Origin of the sequence: Nocardia spongicola (assembly GCF_047200775.1) — a bacterium.
Lineage (GTDB): Bacteria > Actinomycetota > Actinomycetes > Mycobacteriales > Mycobacteriaceae > Nocardia.
The window spans coordinates 226223-247439 of sequence record NZ_JBJZOO010000006.1 but is presented as its reverse complement, the minus strand read 5'-3'; the positions used below and the strand labels follow the sequence as shown (position 1 = coordinate 247439).

The following is a 21217-nucleotide window of genomic DNA, read 5'->3' as shown; positions in this document are numbered from 1 at the left end:
AGGCCGACGCGGGCGAACTTCCGCTCACCCCGGACGCGGCCCGGATGCTGGTCGAAGGCACCGAGGTGCGGGCCATCGCCCTCGATATTCCCGAGACCTGCTCCACCGAGACAGTGCGCAGTGCGGTGGCCGCTGTGCTCGAACAACACTCGATGCTGTGGGTGCGGGTGGAATCCGATGACGACGGCGCGCCCATACTGCGTATTCCCGCTGCCCCGGAGCGGACCGGCGAAGCATTCCGCCGCTTGGATCCGCAGCACGGTGAGACCACGCTCCCGATCGATGACGTAGTGCGGGCGGCTGCGGCCGCGCTGGATCCGGAACAGGGGCGCAATATCCACTTCGTCCTCACCGGCGATCCGGATACTCGCTCGACGCTCATCATCGTGGCCAGCAGTCTGGTGGTCGACGACATCTCCTGGCGCGTCATTGTCGACCAGCTCACGGCACGCTGGAACCGTCCACGCCATGCCGCGCCCGCTGCCCCGGAATCCGGCCTCGGCGTGCTCATACGCGCCCTGTCCGCGAAGGCGCACGACCCAGCTACGGTCGCCGAAATGGCATGGTGGCGACAAACCCTGGAGGCCGGTGCATCCGGTTCAGGAGCCGAGGACCTGGATCTACGTGCCCGCAGCCGGGTTTCGCTCACGATTACGGCGGAAGGTACCGCGGCTGTCGCGGCGGCAGCAGAGGCCTACCACACCGGGGTGGACGATATCCTGCTCACCGCACTGGCATTGGCCCTGCAGACCGCCGCGGCGGCAACCGTGCCTCGGGCGATCGGTTCGGTGGTCCGGCTCGCTGCCGATGGTCGCGCGGCAACCCATGCCGATGCTGAGAGCGTGGTAGGCGGCTTCATCACGGAGTATCCGCTGCCTTTGCAGCTGAACGGGATCGATATCCAGGACGCGCTGCTCGGCGGTGCCGCGGCAGGTGCGGCGATCAAACAGATCAAGGAACTGCGCCGGACGGTGCCAGGGCAGGGAATCGGCTACGGTCTGCTGCGCTACCTCGACACCGAGACCGCTGCCGAACTGCGCGAGCTCGGATCCGGCCGGTTCGCGCTGCGCTACCGGGACCTGCGTCCGGCCCGGGTGCACACCGATCTTCCCGCCGAGGACCTGTTGCTCGTCCTGACCGTCGATGCCACCGATGACGGTTTGCTGGCCCGATTCGATTTCGCCACGGCAGCTTTCCACAGCGCGGATACGAAAACCTTCGCCGAGCATTGGATTCGCGCGCTCGGTGGACTCGCCGAACACGGCCTGCGACCGGAAGCGGGCGGATTCACGCCATCGGACTTCTCGCTGGTGCGGCTGAAGCAGCCCGATATCGACCGCTTCGCCCACACCTACCCGGGGTTCTCGGATGCCTGGCCGGTCACCCCCCTGCAGTCGGGCATGTTGTTCCACGCCCTCCTTGCCGAATCCTCGTTCGACGCCTACACCACTCAGTTCGTGCTCGAGCTCGGTGGCGTTGTGGACACGGACCGGATGCGCACCGCGGCGCAGGCGGTACTGGATCGGTACGACAATCTGCGGGTAGCCTTCGCCGCCGACAGCGAAGGTAACCCTGTCCAGATCGTGCTCGACGCGCTGGAGGTGCCTTGGCGGTTGATCGATCTGCGCGAGCTCGGACCGGATGCGATCGCCGAGCTGGAGCGGCTCGCGGCGGCCGATCTGGCCGAGAACTTCGATATGCGGACTGCTCCGCTGTTGCGGTTCGCGCTGATCCGCTCCGCCGCAACCAGATATCACCTTGTGGTGACCAGTCACCATATTCTGATCGATGGCTGGTCGATGCCGCTGTTGCTGAAGGATCTGCTGACGTTATACGTGCTCGGCGGTAACTCTCGCCGGCTGCCGAGGGTGCCGTCCTATCGCGACTACCTGACTTGGTTGGTGGCGCAGGACACGGATGCGGCGCGCACAGCGTGGCACACCGCACTGTCCGGTATCACCGAACCGACACCGATCGCGCCGGTCGACCCTGGCCGCGAGATCTCCATGGGTCTCGGCGAGGTCGGTTTCGAGCTGTCCCAGCAGGAAACCACGGCGTTGACCCGCTTCGCAGCGGAACTGGGTGTTACGGCGAATACCGTGGTTCAGGCTGCTTGGGGGCTGCTGATCGGCCGCAGTATCGACCGTGACGACGTGATCTTCGGCGCTACTGTGTCCGGGCGGCCACCGCATCTGGATGGTATCGAGGCGATGGTCGGGTTGTTCCTCAATACGATCCCGGTGCGGGTGCGGCTCGACGCGTACAGCACCCTCGGCGAATTGCTGCGGCGGTTGCAGGCGGAGCAGGCTGCTCTGTTGAACCATCATTACCTGGGACTGAGCGATATCCAGGATGCGGTCGGGGTGGAAGGGCTGTTCGACTCGCTCGTGGTGTTCGAATCGTTCCCGGTGGATCGCGCGGGCTTGGCGGAAGCAAGCGCCATCGATGGGATGGACATCATCGGCCTGGACGGCGTCAACGGCACCCACTATCCGCTTACCGTCATCGTGATGCTGGACAGCAACCTGCGCGTCTCGGTGAAGTACCTGCGCGATCTGTTCAGCGAATCGGAGGCGCAGGCGATCGCGCAGCGGCTCGCGCTGTTGATCGGTCGTTTCGTGACTACTCCGCAGGCCAGGGTCGGTGAGGTCGACGCGCTGCTGGACGACGAGCGCGCGGAACTGGCCGCGAGCAACGCTACGGACGCACCGGAATTGCTCGAGGACGCGACATTGTTATCGCTGTTCGACGCGCAGGTAGCCCGCACGCCGGAGGCGCAGGCCGTTCGCTTCGGCGATACTGTCCTCAGCTACGCCGAATTCGACTCCCGCGTAAGGTCTTTGGCTGTCGAGCTGATCCGCCGGGGTGTGGGTCCGGAGACGTTGGTCGCCGTGGCCATGCGGCGCGGCGTGGAGTTGGTAGTCGCGATCTACGCGGTGCTGCGTGCCGGTGGTGGTTATGTTCCCATCGATCCGGATCATCCGGCTGAACGCAGTGAGTACGTGCTGGACAGCGCCGCGCCCAGCTGTGTGTTGACCACCACTGCCGACGCGTTCGATACCGCGACCGGTGTTCCTGTGGTCACGGTCGACACCTTGCACCTTCCTTCGGATCAGGAGTCCCTGCCGCGGGATTACGTCCACCCGGATGCTGTCGCCTACGTCATCTATACCTCGGGCTCCACCGGACGACCGAAGGGCGTGCTGATCAGCCATCGGCAGATGATCAACCAGCTCCGTTGGGCGCAGTCGGTGTATCCGCACGACGGTGGTGATGTGGTGTTGCACAAGACGTCGATCACTTTCGATATCTCCGCTTGGGAACTTTTCTGGCCCTTGCACACCGGGGCCGCTATCGTGATCGCGGCGCCCGACGGTCATCGGGATCCGGCTTACCTGTCCCGAGTTATCAACGAAAACAGCGTCACCACAGTGCATTTCGTTCCTTCGATGCTGGAAGCCTTCCTGGATCCTGTGGTCAACCCGAACGCGGAATATCCATCGTTGCGGCGGGTGTTCGCCGCGGGCGAGGCGTTGTCCGGCGAGGTTGCCGCTGCTTTCGCCGCTGCCGTTCCTGACGCCACGCTGGCCAACTGGTACGGGCCCGCGGAAGCCACCGTGGTGACCGACTCGGTAGTGCGCGATACTGCCGCGGCGTCGATTCCGATCGGTGTGCCGGTGGCCAATACCGGTGTCCTTGTGCTCGATCGGCATCTGCGGCCGGTACCGCCGGGCGCGGCGGGTGAGCTGTACATCGCGGGCGTGCAGGTGGCAAGGGGCTATCTCGGCGCTGCGGCGCTCACCGCCGAGCGTTTCGTCGCTCACGCGGGTGGTACCAGGCTGTATCGCACCGGCGATATCGTGCGCTGGCGCGATGGAGTGCTGGATTATCTGGGCCGCAGTGATTTCCAGGTCAAGCTACGTGGTCAGCGCGTCGAGCTCGGTGAAATCGAGACGGTGCTCGGCGGGTATCACCAGGTGCGGCATGCCGCGGTAGCAGTGCACCGTGGCGCCGCGGGGGATCAGTTGATCGCCTATGTGGTCGCTGTACCGGATACCGATATCGACGAGTCCGACCTGCTCTCGCATGCGCGTAGCGCACTGCCGTCGTACATGGTGCCCTCGGCAGTGGTCGTGCTGGAGCAGCTGCCGTTGAATGCCAATGGCAAACTCGATCGCAAGGCGTTGCCCGCCCCGCTGCCAGCGGCACGCCCGTATCGCGCGCCGAGCACCTCGCTGGAACAGACCGTGCTCGACGTATTCGGGGAGGTGCTCGATCTCGGTGCCGAGTACCGGATCGGCATGGACGACGATTTCTTCGCACTGGGCGGTAACTCGCTGGTCGCGACGCGTGCGGTCAGCAGGTTGCGGGTGCTTACCGGCGCCGAAGTGCGGGTGCAATGGTTTTTCACCGATTCCACCCCCGCGGCGCTGGCGGGTCGGATTCTCGCGGTGCTGGCCGACGAGCACGACTACGACCTGGAGTCGAATGCCGCGCTTGGGGTGCTGCTGCCGATCCGGACACGGGTCCCGCATGATACGACCGCGGCAGAGCCGCTGTTCTGTCTGCACCCGATGTATGGATTGTCCTGGTGCTATGCGGGTCTGGCCCGGTACGCGCCCGCGAACACGCCGATCTTCGGTCTGCAGTCGCCCGCATTGTCCGAGGAGGATTACCTGCCGGTTTCGCTGGCCGAGATGGCGCATCGCTATGTGCGGGAGATCCGCGCGGTGCAGCCGCAGGGGCCCTACCGGTTGCTCGGATGGTCGCTCGGCGGCGTGCTCGCGCATGCGGTGGCGACCGAGCTGCAAGCCGACGGCGCGGAGATCGAGCTGCTGGCCATGCTGGACAGCCACCCGGACATCGATATCACGGACTTCCGCGCGGCGATCCGCGCGGCATTGGCCGAACTCGGTATCGGTGTGGACGCCCTATTGCCAAGCGATGGTGATATCCACGACCTGAGCCAGGAGGCGCTCGCCGCGCTGCACGCGACGATTCCACCGGATATGGCGGTACTTACTCCGGAGCGGGTGCGTCGTATCTACCGCAGTGCGGTGCGTTCCGCCGAGCTGATCGCTGAGCATCGTCCTGCGGTTTTCCATGGTCGGGTGGATTACTTCAGCGCATCCGGTCATGACACCGCGGCAGCCAACTGGCAACCGTATGTCACCGGCCGGGTCGACGACTATCCCATCGACGTTGTGCACGACCAGATGACCTCACCGGAAGCGCTGGCGAGTATCGGTCCACGGTTGTGTGAGCTGCTCGACTCATCCGGCAGACAGGCGACACCGGACCCGGGTCGGTCATGAGCGGGTCGAGTCTTTCAGGCATGATGGGCAACGGTGTGGTAACGGTATTCCTGCCGTCCCGGCACCGCAGGCCGTATGGTCAGGCGTGATGTCCAGCCTCCACCCCGGCGTATGGGGAGTACACAGCGATCTCTAGACGAAGCGAAGGTGCGAAATTGATACGTCGACAGGCCCGGCGCAGCAGTGTTCGTGCGGTTGCGGTGATCGCGGCAACCGCGGTGCTCGCGGGAATCACCGGATTCGGCGCGTCCACCGCGACCGCGGATCCGGTCATGGATTCCAGGACTCTGCTGGCCGATCCGACCGCCCCGGATGGTTCGCGTATCACCAAGGCCGAGTACCGGGACTCGCGCAACCTTCGCTTGTATGTGTACTCGGCGGCGATGGACGAGGATGTCATCATCGACGTCCAGCGCCCGGCCGACGCATCTGTCCCGCGTCCGACGCTGTACCTGCTCAACGGTGCCGGTGGCGGTGAGGACGAAGCCTCATGGCAGGCGCGGACCGATGTACTGGAATTCCTTTCGGACAAGAACGTCAATGTGATTCAGCCTATTGGTGGCAAATGGAGCTATTACACCGACTGGATCAAGGATGATCCGGTGCTCGGCCGCAACAAGTGGAAGACCTTCTTCACCGAAGAATTGCCCCCGTTGGTCGACGGCGCGCTCGGCACCGATGGGGCGAACGCCATCGCGGGCTTGTCTACTTCGGGCACTACGGTGCTCGCGCTGCCGATCGCCAAACCGGGTCTGTACCGGGCCGCCGCGGCTTACAGCGGTTGTGCGCAGACCAGTGATCCGGTCGGCGCCGAGTTCGTGAAGCTGACTGTGGAGACCTGGGGCGGTGGCGATACCGACAATATGTGGGGCCCGGAGGGCTCGCCGGAATGGATCGCCAATGATCCGTACGTGAACGCCGAGGGGCTGCGTGGTCTCGGACTCTATCTCTCCACCGGCAACGGGCTGCCCGGCCAGTACGACACGCTCAATGGTCCGTATACCCTCCCCGGTCCTTACGGGCTGGCCAATCAGATCGTCATCGGCGGTGTGATCGAGGCGGGCACCAACTACTGCACGCACAATATGCAGAGGAGGCTGAACGAGCTGGGTATCCCGGCGACCTTCAACTTCCGTGACTCGGGCACCCACTCGTGGGGCTACTGGCGTGACGAATTCGAGCAGTCATGGCCGGTGCTCGCGCAGGGGCTCGGTCTCTGAGTCGAATCCACCCCACCGTGGCCGGGCGCTAGCCGCCCGGCTCGGCAGCGGTAACGCAGCTAGAGATAAACTCAGACCCAGTTCTCGATCCAGTACTTCCAGATCAGTGGTGCGTAGGCTTCCAGCGGTGGCACCTTGATATCGGTGCCCGCGAGTGCCGCATCGGTATGGCGGCAGTCGAACCAGCAGCTGAATTCACTGTGTTCCAGAACATCCAGCGGGACGCCGACCCGGGTCAGCAGCCAATTCGCACCAGGGATACGCAGCATCATGTCGAGGGTGCGCTTGGGCATGATCTCGACCAGATGTGGTGCTCCGGCCTCGTCGGCGAACAGATTCAGTGCCTCGACCGCGCTCTGCCTGCGTGGGTCGGCCAGATGGTAAGTGGTTTTATCGGTACCGGGGCTATGCGCGATGTGGTCGAGAGCGCGAGCGACGAAATCGACCGGGACCATATTGGTCTCGCCGAGCTTGGGCACCAGTACCGGAAGTAGTCTCGGCAATTGCGCGCTCATCCGCAGCAGCCGGAAGAAGTGGTACGGACCATCGATTCGATCGATTTCGCCGGTCCCGGAATGGCCGATCACGATCGACGGGCGGTAGATACGCCAGCGCAGTGCGGAGTCCCTGACAATCCGCTCGGCTTCGAATTTGGCCCGCTGCATAGGTGTGGCCAGCGCTTGGCCGCGGTCGAACATATCCTCGGTGAAAAGGCCCGCGCTGGACCCGGCGATCGCCACGGTGGAGACGTGGTGCAGTAGATCGACGTTCAACTCCTGGGCGACCTCGACCAAGTACCTGGTCCCGCCGCCGCGTTCGAGCAGGTCGTAGTCGGCCGCCAGATGGAAGACGTGGTCGATGGTACCGCGGTGCTCGGCCAGCCAGGCCGGGTCGATGCCGAGCCAGGGGGAGCCGAGCTCCCCGCGAACTGGACGGACGCGGTCGCCGCCCGCCCATTCCTGCGCACAGCAGGCGAACCGGTCGGCCGAGATATGACCCGGCCGTACCAGTACATGGATGTCACCCTCGCGTTTCAGTAGCTCGGGGATGAGGAACCGACCGATGAACCCAGTTGCCCCGGTAACCAGGTAAGTCATAGCAGATCAACATAGTCGCCTGCTGGTCGGTCCTTGGCGGCGGGCTGATCAGTCGGTGAAGACGGGCTTGCGTTTGGTCAGCATCGCGGTGGCTCCCTCGGCGAAATCCGCTGAGTGCAGCAACTCGATCTGTCCCGCTCGTTCGGCGTCGAGTGCTGTATCGAGCGCGGACAGGGTGGCCTGATTCAACGCCTTCTTGGTGAGCTCGAGTGCTCGGCGCGGACCTGTGGCGATTTTCGCGACCGCGGTCTGCACCACGGCATCGAGTTCGTCGTCGGGCACGACCGCGGTGAACAAGCCTGCGGCCGCGGCGGCCGGGGCGGGTAGCCGCTCTCCCAGTAGTGCCATCCGTGCGGCCAGCGGGCGGCCTGCGGCCGCGGCGACCAGTGCTGCCGCACCGCCATCTGGCATCAAGCCGATATTGATGAAGGCCAGCAGCAGATAGGAGTCCTCGCTCGCGTAGACCAGATCGGCGGCCAATGCGAGACCGACACCGATGCCTGCGGCGGCGCCGGTGATGCGCGCGATCACCGGGACCTGCGCGTCGACAATGGCGCGAACCAGCCGATTCGCCGCGTCCATCGTCATATCCGGGGTGATGCCGCGCTGCGCCTCGGCCACACTAGTCGACAGATCGGCGCCGGTGCAGAAATCGTCGCCCGCGCCGGTCAGGACGATCGCGCGTATCTCGCGCTGCTCGGCTGCCGTGTGGAAGGTATCCCCGAGTGCGACCATAGTGTCGTAGTCGATGGCGTTCTTGCGCTTCGGTTTGGTGATCGTGATCCGGAGTACTGTGCCGTCTTGGACGGTGGTAAACCCAGTGGTTGCTCCTGTCGCAGTGGCAGGGACTGTGGAATCGGTATCGCTCATGCTCGCCCCTACGCTGGGATGCAGTGGATGAAGGAGTGTGAATAGTCGTTAACTTTGCGAATTGTGGTTAACTTAAGTTCATTGTCTGGCACTGTCAACTGGTGTTGTAGGAGAACGGAGAGGCGCATGGCCGCGGATCGCAGCGAGGTCGACCTCGCTACCACGCGGCCCGGCCAGGGGAGCGAGGCGAGTGTGGCCGGGGTGCCGTCGGTGCGCCGCCGTCCGAAGGACCGTAAAGCCCAGATCATGCGGGCGGCCGCACGCGCGTTCAGCGAACGCGGGTACTACCCGGTCGGTGTGGATGAGATCGCCGCGGAGGTCGGGATCTCCGGTCCCGCGCTGTATCGGCATTTCACCAATAAGTACGCGCTCTTGGTCGCGGTGGCCGAGGAAGGTGCGCGGCATCTGCGTACGGTGACCGAGAACGCCGATGATCCCAGGCTTGCTCCCACGCAGCGCTTGGACATGATGCTCCGCGCGGTCGGTGAGCACACCATCGAGATCCGCAGGGAGGCCGGGCTCTATCGCTGGGAGCGGCGTTATCTCGAACGTGCCGACCGGACCAGGATCAAGAAGGTCTACGACGACATCAACAACGCTATCGCCGTGCCCATCGCGCTGCTGCGGCCCGATGCGCCACCGGCGGATGTGGCGATGCTGGCCACGGGGGTACTCAGCGCGATCGCCAGCATCGCGGCGCATCGCACTGCGCTGTCGAGCACCAGATTGCTTCCGCTGCTGCACGAGATGGCCTGGGCCATCGTGCGCACCGAGTTGCCCGCCGCGCCTGCCGAACCGGTCGACGGCCCGTCCGGACGCGGCATCCCGGTGACCTCGAAGCGGGAACAGTTGCTCACCGAAGCGATCCGGATCTTCGGCAGGCAGGGCTACCACGAGGCGAGTATCGAGGAGATCGGCGCCGCCGTCGGCATCAACGCTTCCAGCGTGTACCGGTACTTCTCCAGCAAGGCCGATCTGCTCGCCGCGGCCTTCTATCGCACAAGTGACCGCCTGGCCATCGCGATCACCGAGGCATTGACCGAGGCCAGTAGCAGGGAAGACGCGGCCAAGCGCTTGTCGAGTCGCTATACCAAGCTGAGTTTCGCCATGCCGGAGATCATGCCTGTCTACTACGCGGAGTTCAGCAACTTGCCGCAAGCCGAGCAGTACAAGTTACGTGCCCTGCAGCGGCAGAACGTGCTGGAGTGGGCCAACCTGCTCGACGGGGACCCGGCGGAGGCGCGCTTCCGGGTACACGCCGCCATCAGTCAGGTGATCGACGTGGGCAGGCTGATCCGGTTCGATTCCAGGCCTGCGCAGCAGGATCGGGTCGCCGCGCTGATGAACGCGGTGCTGCTCGGCTGAGTCCGCCGCTTCAGAGACGCAGCCGGTGCCGGATCCGGAAGATCCGACCGGCCGCGCGCAGGTGTCGCTGGCGGCGATCGAAGGTGGACAGATTCACCGGTGTCCGATAGCGCTTGCGTGTGATGGCCAGGGTTCTGCTGAATTCGCGCAGCCCTTGCTCACCGTTGCGATGACCATGCCCGTACTCGCCGACCCCACCGAACGGCAGGGCGGGGGTGCCCACATAAGCAGTGGAGGAGTTGATGGTCACCACTCCGACCCGCAGGAGTTCGGCGAACGCCTCGATTTCCCGGATATCCCGGGTGAACACCGCTACCGCGGTATCGGTGCCGATCGCATTGATCCGGTCGGCGGCCTCATCCATACTCGCCACTTTGTTCACCACGAGTACCGGACCGATGCCTTCACCGGTGATCGCGATGCTCTCCTCCGGCACTTCGGTCAGGATGATCGGCTCGATGTAGGGATCACGAATCGAGTCCAGCCCGCCGAGCGCCACGCGACCGCCGCGGGCCACCGCGTCCCGTACCTGTTTTCGCACCACATCGACCTGCGATGCCCTGATCATGGGCCCGTAGGAGGCCTTACGGTCCGCACCTGGACGTAGCGTGCTGGCATGGTCCACCACCAATTCCAGAAAGCGCTCGTAGACCGACTGGGCGACATAGGCGCGCTGAATCCCGGTGGGGATCTGCCCGGCATCGGCCATCGCCCCGAACACCGCGGCCTCGGCGGCATCCGTCAGCTTCGCGTCCACGTGCACAACCATGCTGCCCTTGCCGCCGGGCTCGACGATGATCGGCGTCATGGTCTGTACACATGCTGTCGTCGCCGCGCGGGCATCCGCGTCCGAGCCTGCGCAGGCGATCTTGTCGACCTGCATCTGGCACAGCGCGGTGGCAGTCTCGGCGCCGCCGGTGACCGTTCGCAGCACCGGTTGGCTCGGCGCGAGCCGTGACCAACTGTCGGCCAGCCATACCCCGACCCCGGTGGTCAGCTCATGCGGTTTGAACACCACCGCGTTGCCTGCTGCCATCGCGTAGGCGATCGAGCCCATCGGCGTCGACACCGGATTGTGCCACGGACCGAGAACCCCGACCACGCCGAGCGGAAGGTAGCCGACCGTGGCGCGTTGATTACGGGTGAGCCAGGTGGCGCCGAGGCGCCGCCGGTCCAGCGCCCGCGCCGCGTTGCGTGCGGCCCAATCCAGGTTCTCCACCGCGAGCATCACTTCGATCATCGCGTCTGCCTGCGGTTTACCGGTTTCTTCGCACAGCAGGGCGACCAATTCGTCCGAGCGGCGGACGATATCGCGTTTCCAGTCGAGCAACCAACGTTTGCGGGTACCGAAACTCATGTGCGCCCACCATTTCCCGGCGGTGCGAGCAGTGCGAACGGCCTGTTTCAGATCGCTGGAGTTCAGCACAGGGTACTTGCCGACAACCTCGCCGGTGCGTGGGTCGTAGGACGTCAGCACATCGGTCCGGCTCGTTCCTCCCCGATGCGTTATCAACGGTGGCTGCGTGGGTTCGGCCATGATCACCTCTCGCAGTGTCGGCACCGGCATGCGAACCGTCTGACGGTACGCGTGCACGGACGAGTGAACATGTTCCCCGCATAGCAGGCTATGGTCTGGTGCAGCGGGCAGACAAGGCTCGACCGGAGCGAGCCGGTCCGGCTCGGACCTCCCAACCAGCGCCGACCCCGCATGTGCCGGGCGGAGAGCAATATATGTGAGTAAAGACACAGCCGTTGTGTAGGGGGTCCGTTTCTCGGTGGGACCGAGCCCGATCGGTCGAGCCGGTAACATCACGCCGAATGCGACGGATCAACCCTCCGAGTGCGAACACGCGCTCGGGCGAGATCCTCGCCGCACCGGCCGATAGTGGAGAGTTGATGCCGATTTCCGATCAAGCAGATTCGCCTGCGGGTGAGCCGGCGGTCCGAGTAACGGATGTCCGCAAATCGTTCGGCGAGGTGCATGCGCTGCAGGGCGTCAGCTTCGTCGCCGAACGTGCCCGTGTCCTCGGTATCCTCGGCCCCAATGGCGCGGGCAAGACGACCACGGTGAAAATCCTCTCCACATTGTTGCGCCCTGACTCGGGTACCGCGGTCGTCGCCGGGCACGACGTGCGCAAGGACCCGGCGGGCGTACGTCGATCGATCATGATGACCGGGCAGTACGCGGCACTGGACGAGAACCTCTCCGGCCGGGAGAACCTGGAGTTGTTCGGCAGGCTGATGGGCTTGGGCAAAGCCGCGGCCCGTAAGCGAGCCGATACGTTGCTGGAGGAATTCGATCTGGCGAGCGCGGGTCGTCGTTCGGTGCGCCACTACTCGGGTGGGATGCGCCGTCGCGTCGATATCGCCTGCGGTCTGGTGGTGCGACCGGAGGTGGTGTTCCTGGACGAGCCGACCACCGGCCTCGACCCACGCAGCCGTCAGGGGGTGTGGGACCTGGTCGGCGCGCTGCAGGACCAGGGCATCACGGTACTGCTGACCACCCAGTACCTCGAGGAAGCCGATGTGCTCAGCGACAACATCATCGTGATCGATAAGGGCACGGTGATCGCGGAGGGCACGGCCGACGAACTCAAGGAGAAGACCGGCGGCAGCTACTGCGAAGTGGTCCCGCTGGATCCCACCAGACTGCGCGCCGCCGCGTCCGCGCTCGGCGATCTGGTGCCGCCCGCTGTGCTGGCCGAGCTCAACGGCGGCGACCGGCTGTCCATCCCAGCGCCGGAAGGCGCGGCGACGCTGACCGAAGCGTTGCGCAGACTGGACAGCGCGGGCGTCGACTTGGCCGATATCGCACTGCGCCGGCCGTCGCTCGACGACGTGTTCATGTCGCTCACCGGTCACTCGGGCGGCCACGCGTGACCGCTACGACTGCCTCGGAGCGCGTATCGGCAGGTCCGGCGACGTTGTTCGATGAACTGCCGACGGCGCGGCTGTCGTCGTTCGCGCAGTGGCGCGCGCTGACCGGCCGGATCGTGCACACCATGGCGACCAAGGGCGAGCTGATCGTCGCGATGGTCACCCCATTGGTGTTCACCCTCGGCTTCTATCTGCCGCTGCGCTACGTGATGAACTTCCAGGGCGTCGACTATGCCCAGTACGTCATGCCGATCATCGTGCTGCAGACCATGGCCTTCACGATGATGTCGAACGCGCAGCTGGCGGCGTTCGAGGCGCTGACCGGGTTGAGTACTCGGCTGCAGACCATGCCGATCGGCCCGCTTGTGCCCTTCGGCGCGCGCATCTGTGCCGGTCTGGTGCGGTCGGTCACCTCGCTCACCGCGGCCGTGCTCTTCGGGCACCTCATCGGATTCCGGTTCGAGGCAGGCCTCGGCCAAGCCGTGCTGTTCTGCGGCTTTTCCCTTGCCGTCGGCACATTGCTCGCGATCGGCGCCGATGCGCTCGGCAATCTGACCAAGAGCCCGGAATCGCTGAGTCAGGCACTGACCCTGCCGACGTTGATCTTCGGCATGCTCTCCTGCGGATTCGTGCCGGAGCGCAGTTTTCCGGAGTGGATTCGGCCGTTCGTACGTAATCAGCCGATTTCCCAGTTTTCCTTCGCCCTGCGCGATATGGCGGCCGACGGGGTGACCTGGCAGGTGCTGTGGGTACCTCTGGTGTGGTTGATCGGGCTGGCCGCGGCATTCATTCCGTTGGCGATCTGGGCGAGCGTGAGGCGGTCATGAGTTCTGTGCAAGCGACCACGGCGCCCGCGGTAGACGCGGCGGAGCGGATCGGTCCCTCGGCGCTGCCCGAAGTGGTGATGCGCCGGGAGGCGACCCTCCGCAACTGGGCGGTACACAGTCTGCTCCAATGCAAACGGCTGCTGCTGGTGTGGGCGCGGGATCCGGCGACAACCATCCAGACGTTGGTGTATCCGGCGCTCACCCTGCTGATGTTCCGCATCGTGCTCGGGGATTCGATTACGGCTTTCACCGGGCAGCCGAGCATCTACGGGCAGGTAGCGTTGCTGACCCTGGTGGCGGCGATGTCCGGTGCCGTGGTGAGCGCGCTCGGGTTCAAGGTCGAGAAGGCGGCCGGTCTGCTCGGCCGATTCTGGACCATGCCCATCCACCGGGCGGCGGGACTCACCGGACGCCTGCTGGCCGAAGGGGTGCGGGTGCTGATCACGACCCTGTGCGTGATCGGTGTCGGGATGCTTCTCGGTTTCCGATTCCAGCAGGGACCGGTCGCCGCCATCGCGCTGATCGGTATCCCGGTGCTGTTCGGGCTCGCTTTCGCCATCCTCGTCACGGCGCTGGCCACTATCACCGAGGGCGTTATGCTCGTGAACGTCATCGGTGTGATCAATACCTTGCTCATGTTCTTCAACACCGGTTTCGTTCCCGCGTTCGCCTATCCGTCGTGGCTGCGGGCAACAATCGAAAACCAGCCGATGAGCTGCGCCATCGATGCCATACGCGGGTTGTCCTACGGTGGCCCTGTCGCTGAGCCGATGTTGAAAACTCTGGTGTGGAGCCTGGGGATCGTGGCCGTCTGCGCTTACCCGGCGATCCGCGGCTATCGCCGGGCCGCGGAAACTGGTGCGTGACGGACTCCCGGGTAGCTACGGGCGTGCCGCCGCGATCGGCGCCTTGTCGAAGTCGTAGTCCAGCCAGCGGTTGCGATTGGTCCAGCCGACCAGGTCGTAGCGCCAGCGAAACGGCCAGGTATGGGCGACAGTATCGACAAGAACGGCGCCGAGAGCGGTGTAATCGTCGTGCGCGGACAGTAATGCGCGCTGACCGCGTGGGGTGGCGCTGAAGAAGGCGTCGAACATGGCGATGGATTGCTCGGTCGTGAGCCTGCCGAGACCGTAGAGCCCGCGCATCCGCATCCAGTACACCAGTCGCGCGCGTAACGGCCACAGTTCGGCCACCGGGTCGCGGCCTTGCCGCAGCGCGGTGACCGCGGTATCGGCCAGCGTCAGTGCGTCGGCGACACTGTAGCCGGTGCACGGGTGCATCATCCCGCCGCGCGCGCCGAACGGAATCGCCCGCGCTCGGCCTTTCCGTGGTGGCGGCTGGTCGAGTGGATAGTGCGCGGCCTCGCTCGGTTCGGTCCCGGTGAGCCGGATGCCGTGCGCGGCGAGCCGGTTGAGTGTGCGCTTACGCAGTTCGTGCTGCGGCATACCGCCGCGCAGTCCGAGGCTGGTCTCTTCGAAGATCACGGTGCCATCGCCGATCGGCACCGCGTAGAGGAATGACGGTGGCTCATCAGGGCCTGCGCCGTTCTCCGGACGCCAATCCAGCAATAGGCCTTCACCCTCGGCGACCATCGGAGCGGCTTTCTCCGCCTCGACGAAGATGCCGTGCGCACTCGCCGCCCTGCGGCGTCCGAGGGACGGCAGGCCGCGCGTATCGAACACCGTTGCCGCGGTGTGCACCGCACCGCCTGCGAGTTCCACCTCATGGGCGCCGACCCTGGTGGCTCGGCTCGCCACCACGGTGGCGTTGTCGAGTGGGAGCGCCGCGCGTAGCCCCGGTTTGGACAGCACGCAGTAGGGCCGGTCGATGCGGCGTTCGGTCGTCGTCCACACCGTTGGCTTCGGGATCGTGGTCGCGATGGCGCCCGCGGGCAGCCAATCCGGCAACTCGTCCACCCAGCAGGAGAAGGTGGGCGGCCACAGCCGGTTGGGCCTGGGATCGATCGCGGTCACCGACAGTCCCGCCGCTAGCGCGCGGTGGGCGAGTGCCCGTCCGGCGGGACCGAGCCCGACCACGCATACATCGACTTCTCGGACCGTGCCGACACTCATGAGGGCATTCAATCCGTTTCGCGGATGCGAGCGCAACCATCCCGATCCCGCGCGTCGGCAGAAATTCCGCCCTTGTCGGCCTGGACGGCTGCCACAGTTATCGAGGAGTCACCCACGTGGTGATATCGGCATGCACGACCTCGGTACCGTGCTTGTCGTAGACCGCTACCGGCACCACCATGTCGCGACCTTCGGTAATGGTTGTGAAATCGGGTATCTCGGGCAGTTTCGCGATGGCGTGTAGCCCGGTCTCGGCTTTGGCCAAGTACTGAACGGCCATCCCTTTCGGAATCCAGCGATGCGTCGTCGGCACGGTCGCCTCGCTCAACATGCCCATGGCGACCTCGGCCAGGTTACATGCCGCGATGGCGTGGAAAGTGCCCAGATGATTGTGCACGCCGAGCCATTTCGGCGAGGTCACCTCGCATAGGCCCGGCTCCAGCCTGGTCACGGTCGGCAGCACGGTGGCCGCGTAGGGCAGCCGAGCGACCATCGCGAGGGAGAACAGGGTATTGCCCAGCCGGTTGTCCGGCAGCTTCTGCCAACTGCGATAGGTCACGGTTTCGTTCGTCATGCTCACACCTTACTCGGGAGTAAGGTGTGGTTGGTTCATTCGTCGCGCACTATGCTCCGGTCGTGGTGATCGGCGGGTTCGCAGTGAAGCGGGCCTGTGCGTAGCCTGTTCGCGGCGGCTATCTGTTCGAGATCGGGGCGCGTTTCGCGGGAGCGGGAACATGTTGTACCGCGTATGCGCAGCCGATTTGAAGTGTCGAGAGGTGTCGGGCATACTGTTCGGGTTGCCTTGAACCGGGCCGTGCCTATTTCTATGGGAAGTAGCTGGTCGGGCGAGGCGGGCAGTACCCCTATCGTGTACCTCGCCGGGTTTCTGGCGTGGGTACGTCCGGGACGATGTTCCCGGCCCGAGGCGCTGTAGCGGTCCGGGGCCGAGGAATGAGCGGTTGTGCGACACGCCCGACCGCGTGTGCCGGAGAACCATGACAGATGAACAGCGGCGAGGATCGGGCATGCCCGGTCGTGGTCTCGACTGTGTCGGATCCAGGCCGAGCGAGGGCCCTGCGTGTTTACGCAGACCGCCTCCTCTGGGCTTGACCCGCTCGGGCTGGGGCGTCTTCGTGTGTTCGGGCTGTGCAAATGAGGGTGGTCCAGCGGGTCGGCTAGCCGATCCGGCGGACCACGAAGGAAAGCGGAGAAAAGGACACTTAGCGTGGCGGGACAAAAGATCCGCATCAGGCTCAAGGCCTATGACCACGAGGCGATCGACGCATCGGCGCGCAAGATCGTGGAGACGGTGACCCGCACCGGGGCACGCGTCGTCGGCCCGGTGCCGTTGCCGACCGAGAAGAACGTGTACTGCGTCATCCGTTCGCCGCACAAGTACAAGGACTCGCGCGAACACTTCGAGATGCGCACGCACAAGCGCCTTATCGACATCCTCGACCCGACGCCGAAGACGGTGGATGCGCTCATGCGCATCGACCTGCCGGCCAGCGTCGACGTCAACATTCAGTGACGGGGACTCGAGAAATGACTGACAACAAGAACAGGCCTGCCGCAGGCATCCTGGGCACCAAGCTCGGCATGACCCAGGTCTTCGACGACAACAACCGCGTCGTTCCCGTGACCGTCATCAAGGCCGGGCCGAACGTCGTTACCCAGATCCGCACCGCGGAGCGCGACGGCTACAGCGCTGTCCAGCTCGCCTTCGGCGCCATCGACCCGCGCAAGGTGAACAAGCCGGTCTCCGGTCAGTTCGCCAAGGCCGGTGTCACCCCGCGTCGGCATATCGTGGAGATCCGGGTCGCGGACGCGTCCACCTTCGAGATCGGCCAGGAGCTCAACGCCGACGTGTTCGAAGAGGGCAGCTACGTCGACGTCACCGGCACCAGCAAGGGCAAGGGCTTCGCGGGCACCATGAAGCGCCATGGCTTCCGTGGTCAGGGTGCCTCGCACGGTACGCAGGCGGTGCACCGCCGCCCTGGTTCGATCGGTGGCTGCGCCACTCCCGGCCGGGTATTCAAGGGCATGCGCATGTCGGGCCGGATGGGTAACGACCGGGTCACCACGCAGAACCTTTCGGTGCACAAGGTGGATGCCGAGAACGGTCTGCTGCTGATCAAGGGAGCGATCCCGGGTCGCAAGGGTGGCGTCGTGATCGTCAAGAGCGCCGTGAAGGGTGGTGCGCACGCATGACCAGCGTCGCAGTGAAAAAGAAGTCGGACGCCGAGCAGACGTCCGCGAATCTCACGCTGCCGGTCAAGGAGATCGGTGGTAAGACCAACGGCACCGTCGATCTCCCCGCCGAGATCTTCGACGTGCCCGCCAATATCGCGCTGATGCACCAGGTTGTCGTGGCCCAGCAGGCCGCGGCCCGCCAGGGTACGCACTCGACCAAGACCCGTGGCCAGGTGGCGGGTGGCGGCAAGAAGCCGTACCGGCAGAAGGGCACCGGCCGGGCCCGTCAGGGTTCGACCCGCGCCCCGCAGTTCGCGGGTGGTGGCACCGTGCACGGCCCGCAGCCGCGCGATTACTCCCAGCGCCTGCCCAAGAAGATGAAGGTCGCCGCGCTGCGTGGCGCCCTGTCGGACCGGGCACGTAACGAGCGGATCCACGTGATCAGCGAACTGGTGGCCGGCCAGACTCCGTCCACCAAGACCGCCAAGAGCTTCCTGGCCGAGCTGTCGGACCGGAAGAAGTTCCTTGTCGTGGTCGGCCGTGCGGATATCGCCGCGTGGAAGAGCGTGGCGAACCTGCAGAACGTGCACCCGATCGCCCCGGACCAGCTCAACACCTACGACGTGCTCAACAGCGACGAAGTGGTGTTCAGCGTGGAGGCGCTCAACACGTTCGTGCACGGCCCAGCCGAGGCTGCACAGGAGGAGAGCAAGTGACCACCATCGCCGACCCGCGCGACATTCTGCTGGCGCCGGTCATCTCCGAGAAGTCCTACGGACTGATCGAGGAAGGTACCTACACCTTCCTGGTGCACCCGGACTCGAACAAGACGCAGATCAAGATCGCCGTGGAGAAGGTCTTCGGCGTGAAGGTGACCGGCGTCAACACCGCCAACCGTCAGGGCAAGCGCAAGCGGACCCGCTTCGGTTACGGCAAGCGCAAGAACACCAAGCGCGCGCTCGTGACCATCTCGGCCGACAGCAAGCCCATCGAGATCTTCGGAGGCCCGGTCGCGTAAGCGCCTGGGACTCCAGAAAGCAGAGAAGAACTCATGGCAATCCGTAAGTACAAGCCGACGACGCCGGGCCGGCGCGGCGCGAGCGTCTCGGACTTCGCCGAGATCACCCGGTCGACCCCGGAGAAGTCGCTGCTGCGCCCGCTGAGCAAGTCCGGCGGCCGCAACGCCCACGGCCGGATCACCACCCGCCATCGCGGTGGCGGCCATAAGCGTGCCTACCGGCTGATCGACTTCCGTCGTCTGGACAAGGACGGCATCCCGGCCAAGGTCGCGCATATCGAGTACGACCCGAACCGGACCGCGAATATCGCGCTGCTGCACTACGTGGACGGCGAGAAGCGCTACATCATCGCTCCCAAGGGCGTGGCGCAGGGCACCCGCATCGAGTCCGGCCCGACGGCCGATATCAAGCCGGGCAACAACCTGCCGCTGCGCAATATCCCGACCGGTACCACCATCCACGCGGTGGAGCTGCGTCCCGGCGGCGGCGCCAAGCTGGCCCGTTCCGCGGGGATGAGCATCCAGCTGCTCGGTAAGGAAGGCCCCTACGCCACGCTGCGTATGCCCTCCGGTGAGATCCGTCGCGTCGATGTGCGCTGCCGCGCCACCGTCGGCGAGGTCGGCAATGCCGAGCAGTCGAACATCAACTGGGGCAAGGCAGGCCGTATGCGCTGGAAGGGCCGCCGTCCCACGGTCCGTGGTGTCGTCATGAACCCGGTCGACCACCCGCATGGTGGTGGTGAGGGCAAGACCTCCGGTGGTCGCCACCCGGTCTCGCCGTGGGGGCAGCCGGAAGGCCGCACCCGCAAGCCCAACCGTCCGAGCGACAAGCTCATCGTCCGCCGTCGCAAGACCGGCAAGAAGCGCTGAAGGAGGAGGTAAGAAATGCCACGCAGCCTCAAGAAGGGCCCGTTCGTCGACGATCACCTCCTCAAGAAGGTGGACGCGCAGAACGAGAAGAACACCAAGCAGGTCATCAAGACCTGGTCGCGTCGTTCGACCATCATCCCCGATTTCATCGGCCACACGTTCGCGGTGCACGACGGCCGCAAGCATGTACCGGTGTTCGTCTCGGAGTCCATGGTCGGGCATAAGCTCGGCGAGTTCGCGCAGACCAGGACGTTCAAGAGCCACGTCAAGGAAGACCGGAAGAGCAAGCGGCGATGACGACGACTGAGACTCAGAACCCGACCGCGCGCGCGACCGCCAAGCACGTTCGCGTCACCCCGATGAAGGCACGCCGTGTCGTGGACATGGTCCGCGGCAAGCGGGTCGAGGATGCCCTGGCCCTGCTGAAGTTCGCGCCGCAGGCCGCGAGCGAGCCGGTGGCCAAGGTTGTCGCCAGTGCCGCGGCCAACGCCGAGAACAACCTCGGCCTCAACCCGGCCACGTTGGTCATCTCGACGGCCTACGTGGACGAGGGCGCGACCATGAAGCGGTTCCAGCCGCGCGCCCAAGGCCGGGCGTTCCGCATCCGCAAGCGCACCAGCCACATCACCATCGAGGTCGAGAGCATCCCCACCGCCGGTGGAGCGACTCGTAACCGCCGGAAGGGAGGGGCAAAGTAAATGGGACAGAAGATCAATCCCCACGGCTTCCGCCTCGGTATCACCACCGAATGGAAGTCGCGTTGGTACGCGGATAAGCAGTACGCGGACTACGTGAAGGAAGACGTCGCGATCCGCAAGCTGCTGGCTACCGGCATGGAGCGGGCGGGCATCTCCAAGGTGGAGATCGAGCGCACCCGCGACCGTGTGCGGGTGGACATCCACACCGCGCGTCCCGGCATCGTGATCGGCCGCCGCGGCGCCGAGGCCGATCGCATCCGCGCCGAGCTGGAGAAGCTCACCGGCAAGCAGGTGCAGCTGAACATCCTCGAGGTCAAGAACCCCGAGTCGGATGCGCAGCTCGTGGCCCAGGCCGTCGCGGAGCAGCTGTCCAACCGTGTGGCGTTCCGCCGCGCGATGCGTAAGGCCATTCAGTCGGCCATGCGCTCGCCGAACGTCAAGGGCATCCGGGTGCAGTGCTCGGGCCGCCTCGGTGGCGCCGAGATGTCGCGTTCGGAGTTCTACCGTGAGGGTCGGGTGCCGCTGCACACGCTGCGCGCCGATATCGACTACGGCCTCTACGAGGCCAAGACCACCTTCGGTCGCATCGGCGTGAAGGTCTGGATCTACAAGGGCGACATCGTCGGTGGTAAGCGTGAGCTGACCGCCGCTGCCGCCGCACCCGAGCGTCCGCGCCGGGAGCGGCCGAGCCGCCCGCGTCGTTCCGGTTCCACCGGCACCACGGCGACCAGCACCGAGGCCGGGCGTGCCGCGACTGCGGTGGCCGATGCTCCGGCAGAGAAACAGGAGGGCTGA

At 65.4% G+C, this 21217-nt stretch carries 19 protein-coding genes; 14 read left to right on the top strand and 5 right to left on the bottom strand.

Annotation, left to right across the window (positions count from 1 at the left end; all coding sequences use genetic code 11):
- A partial coding sequence (locus tag ACL02S_RS15000; protein ID WP_412803018.1) for a non-ribosomal peptide synthetase occupies positions 1 to 5315 on the top strand: 5315 nt, incomplete at its 5' end.
- A gap of 230 nt (positions 5316 to 5545) precedes the next feature.
- On the top strand, positions 5546 to 6535 hold the full coding sequence (locus ACL02S_RS14995) for an alpha/beta hydrolase (RefSeq protein WP_412803031.1): 990 nt from the start codon (positions 5546 to 5548) through the stop codon (positions 6533 to 6535).
- A gap of 71 nt (positions 6536 to 6606) precedes the next feature.
- Here the strand turns inward: ACL02S_RS14995 and ACL02S_RS14990 are convergent, their stop codons facing one another.
- Positions 6607 to 7632, bottom strand: a complete 1026-nt coding sequence (locus tag ACL02S_RS14990) for an SDR family oxidoreductase (RefSeq protein ID WP_412803017.1) — start codon at positions 7630 to 7632, stop codon at positions 6607 to 6609.
- 48 nt (positions 7633 to 7680) lie between these two features.
- Positions 7681 to 8502 carry an enoyl-CoA hydratase gene (locus ACL02S_RS14985; RefSeq protein ID WP_412803016.1) on the bottom strand — a complete coding sequence of 274 codons (822 nt, stop codon included), beginning with the start codon at positions 8500 to 8502 and terminating at the stop codon, positions 7681 to 7683.
- Positions 8503 to 8628: 126 nt separating this feature from the next.
- On the opposite strand from ACL02S_RS14985, the gene ACL02S_RS14980 reads away from it, so the two are divergent.
- Positions 8629 to 9867, top strand: a complete 1239-nt coding sequence (locus ACL02S_RS14980) for a TetR/AcrR family transcriptional regulator (RefSeq protein ID WP_412803015.1) — start codon at positions 8629 to 8631, stop codon at positions 9865 to 9867.
- Positions 9868 to 9877: 10 nt separating this feature from the next.
- Here ACL02S_RS14980 and ACL02S_RS14975 read toward each other — a convergent pair whose 3' ends face one another.
- Positions 9878 to 11404: an aldehyde dehydrogenase family protein gene (locus ACL02S_RS14975; RefSeq protein ID WP_412803014.1), complete on the bottom strand. Its 1527-nt coding sequence runs from the start codon at positions 11402 to 11404 to the stop codon at positions 9878 to 9880.
- Positions 11405 to 11763: 359 nt separating this feature from the next.
- Here ACL02S_RS14975 and ACL02S_RS14970 point away from each other — a divergent pair, with 359 nt between their 5' ends.
- Genes ACL02S_RS14970 through ACL02S_RS14960 form a run of 3 tightly spaced genes read left to right on the top strand, consistent with a single transcriptional unit; the run spans position 11764 to position 14437 of the window.
- Positions 11764 to 12747: an ATP-binding cassette domain-containing protein gene (locus ACL02S_RS14970; protein WP_412803013.1), complete on the top strand. Its 984-nt coding sequence runs from the start codon at positions 11764 to 11766 to the stop codon at positions 12745 to 12747.
- Positions 12748 to 12791: 44 nt separating this feature from the next.
- Positions 12792 to 13571: an ABC transporter permease gene (locus ACL02S_RS14965; protein ID WP_412803030.1), complete on the top strand. Its 780-nt coding sequence runs from the start codon at positions 12792 to 12794 to the stop codon at positions 13569 to 13571.
- A complete protein-coding gene (locus ACL02S_RS14960; RefSeq protein ID WP_412803012.1) occupies positions 13568 to 14437 on the top strand; it encodes an ABC transporter permease in 870 nt (289 codons plus the stop codon). The genes ACL02S_RS14965 and ACL02S_RS14960 overlap by 4 nt, the downstream gene beginning before the upstream one ends.
- A gap of 15 nt (positions 14438 to 14452) precedes the next feature.
- Here ACL02S_RS14960 and ACL02S_RS14955 read toward each other — a convergent pair whose 3' ends face one another.
- Both ACL02S_RS14955 and ACL02S_RS14950 read right to left on the bottom strand, forming a co-directional pair.
- Positions 14453 to 15643 (bottom strand): lycopene cyclase family protein, encoded by a 1191-nt coding sequence (locus tag ACL02S_RS14955; RefSeq protein ID WP_412803011.1) that lies wholly within the window; start codon positions 15641 to 15643, stop codon positions 14453 to 14455.
- Between the two features lie 97 nt (positions 15644 to 15740).
- On the bottom strand, positions 15741 to 16217 hold the full coding sequence (locus ACL02S_RS14950; protein WP_412803010.1) for a hotdog fold domain-containing protein: 477 nt from the start codon (positions 16215 to 16217) through the stop codon (positions 15741 to 15743).
- Positions 16218 to 16868: 651 nt separating this feature from the next.
- Between ACL02S_RS14950 and rpsJ the strand changes: the two genes are divergently transcribed.
- The 8 genes from rpsJ to rpsC are packed head-to-tail and all read left to right on the top strand — an operon-like array spanning position 16869 to position 21217.
- Complete coding sequence (gene rpsJ / locus ACL02S_RS14945) at positions 16869 to 17174, top strand: 30S ribosomal protein S10 (protein ID WP_003938093.1); 306 nt, start codon at positions 16869 to 16871, stop codon at positions 17172 to 17174.
- A 14-nt stretch (positions 17175 to 17188) separates the two neighbouring features.
- The gene (gene rplC, locus ACL02S_RS14940) at positions 17189 to 17854 is read left to right on the top strand and encodes a 50S ribosomal protein L3 (protein WP_412803009.1); all 666 of its coding nucleotides are present in this window, start codon (positions 17189 to 17191) and stop codon (positions 17852 to 17854) included.
- On the top strand, positions 17851 to 18552 hold the full coding sequence (rplD, locus tag ACL02S_RS14935; RefSeq protein WP_412803008.1) for a 50S ribosomal protein L4: 702 nt from the start codon (positions 17851 to 17853) through the stop codon (positions 18550 to 18552). Before rplC ends, rplD begins: the two co-directional genes overlap by 4 nt.
- Entirely contained in the window at positions 18549 to 18854 is a 306-nt protein-coding gene (gene rplW, locus ACL02S_RS14930) for a 50S ribosomal protein L23 (protein WP_412803007.1), read from the top strand. Before rplD ends, rplW begins: the two co-directional genes overlap by 4 nt.
- A gap of 33 nt (positions 18855 to 18887) precedes the next feature.
- Positions 18888 to 19724 (top strand): 50S ribosomal protein L2, encoded by an 837-nt coding sequence (rplB, locus tag ACL02S_RS14925; protein WP_412803006.1) that lies wholly within the window; start codon positions 18888 to 18890, stop codon positions 19722 to 19724.
- A 15-nt stretch (positions 19725 to 19739) separates the two neighbouring features.
- Entirely contained in the window at positions 19740 to 20021 is a 282-nt protein-coding gene (rpsS, locus tag ACL02S_RS14920; protein WP_412803005.1) for a 30S ribosomal protein S19, read from the top strand.
- A complete protein-coding gene (gene rplV / locus ACL02S_RS14915; protein WP_412803004.1) occupies positions 20018 to 20422 on the top strand; it encodes a 50S ribosomal protein L22 in 405 nt (134 codons plus the stop codon). The genes rpsS and rplV overlap by 4 nt, the downstream gene beginning before the upstream one ends.
- Positions 20423 to 21217, top strand: coding sequence for a 30S ribosomal protein S3 (gene rpsC, locus ACL02S_RS14910; RefSeq protein ID WP_412803003.1), 795 nt, complete (start codon positions 20423 to 20425; stop codon positions 21215 to 21217).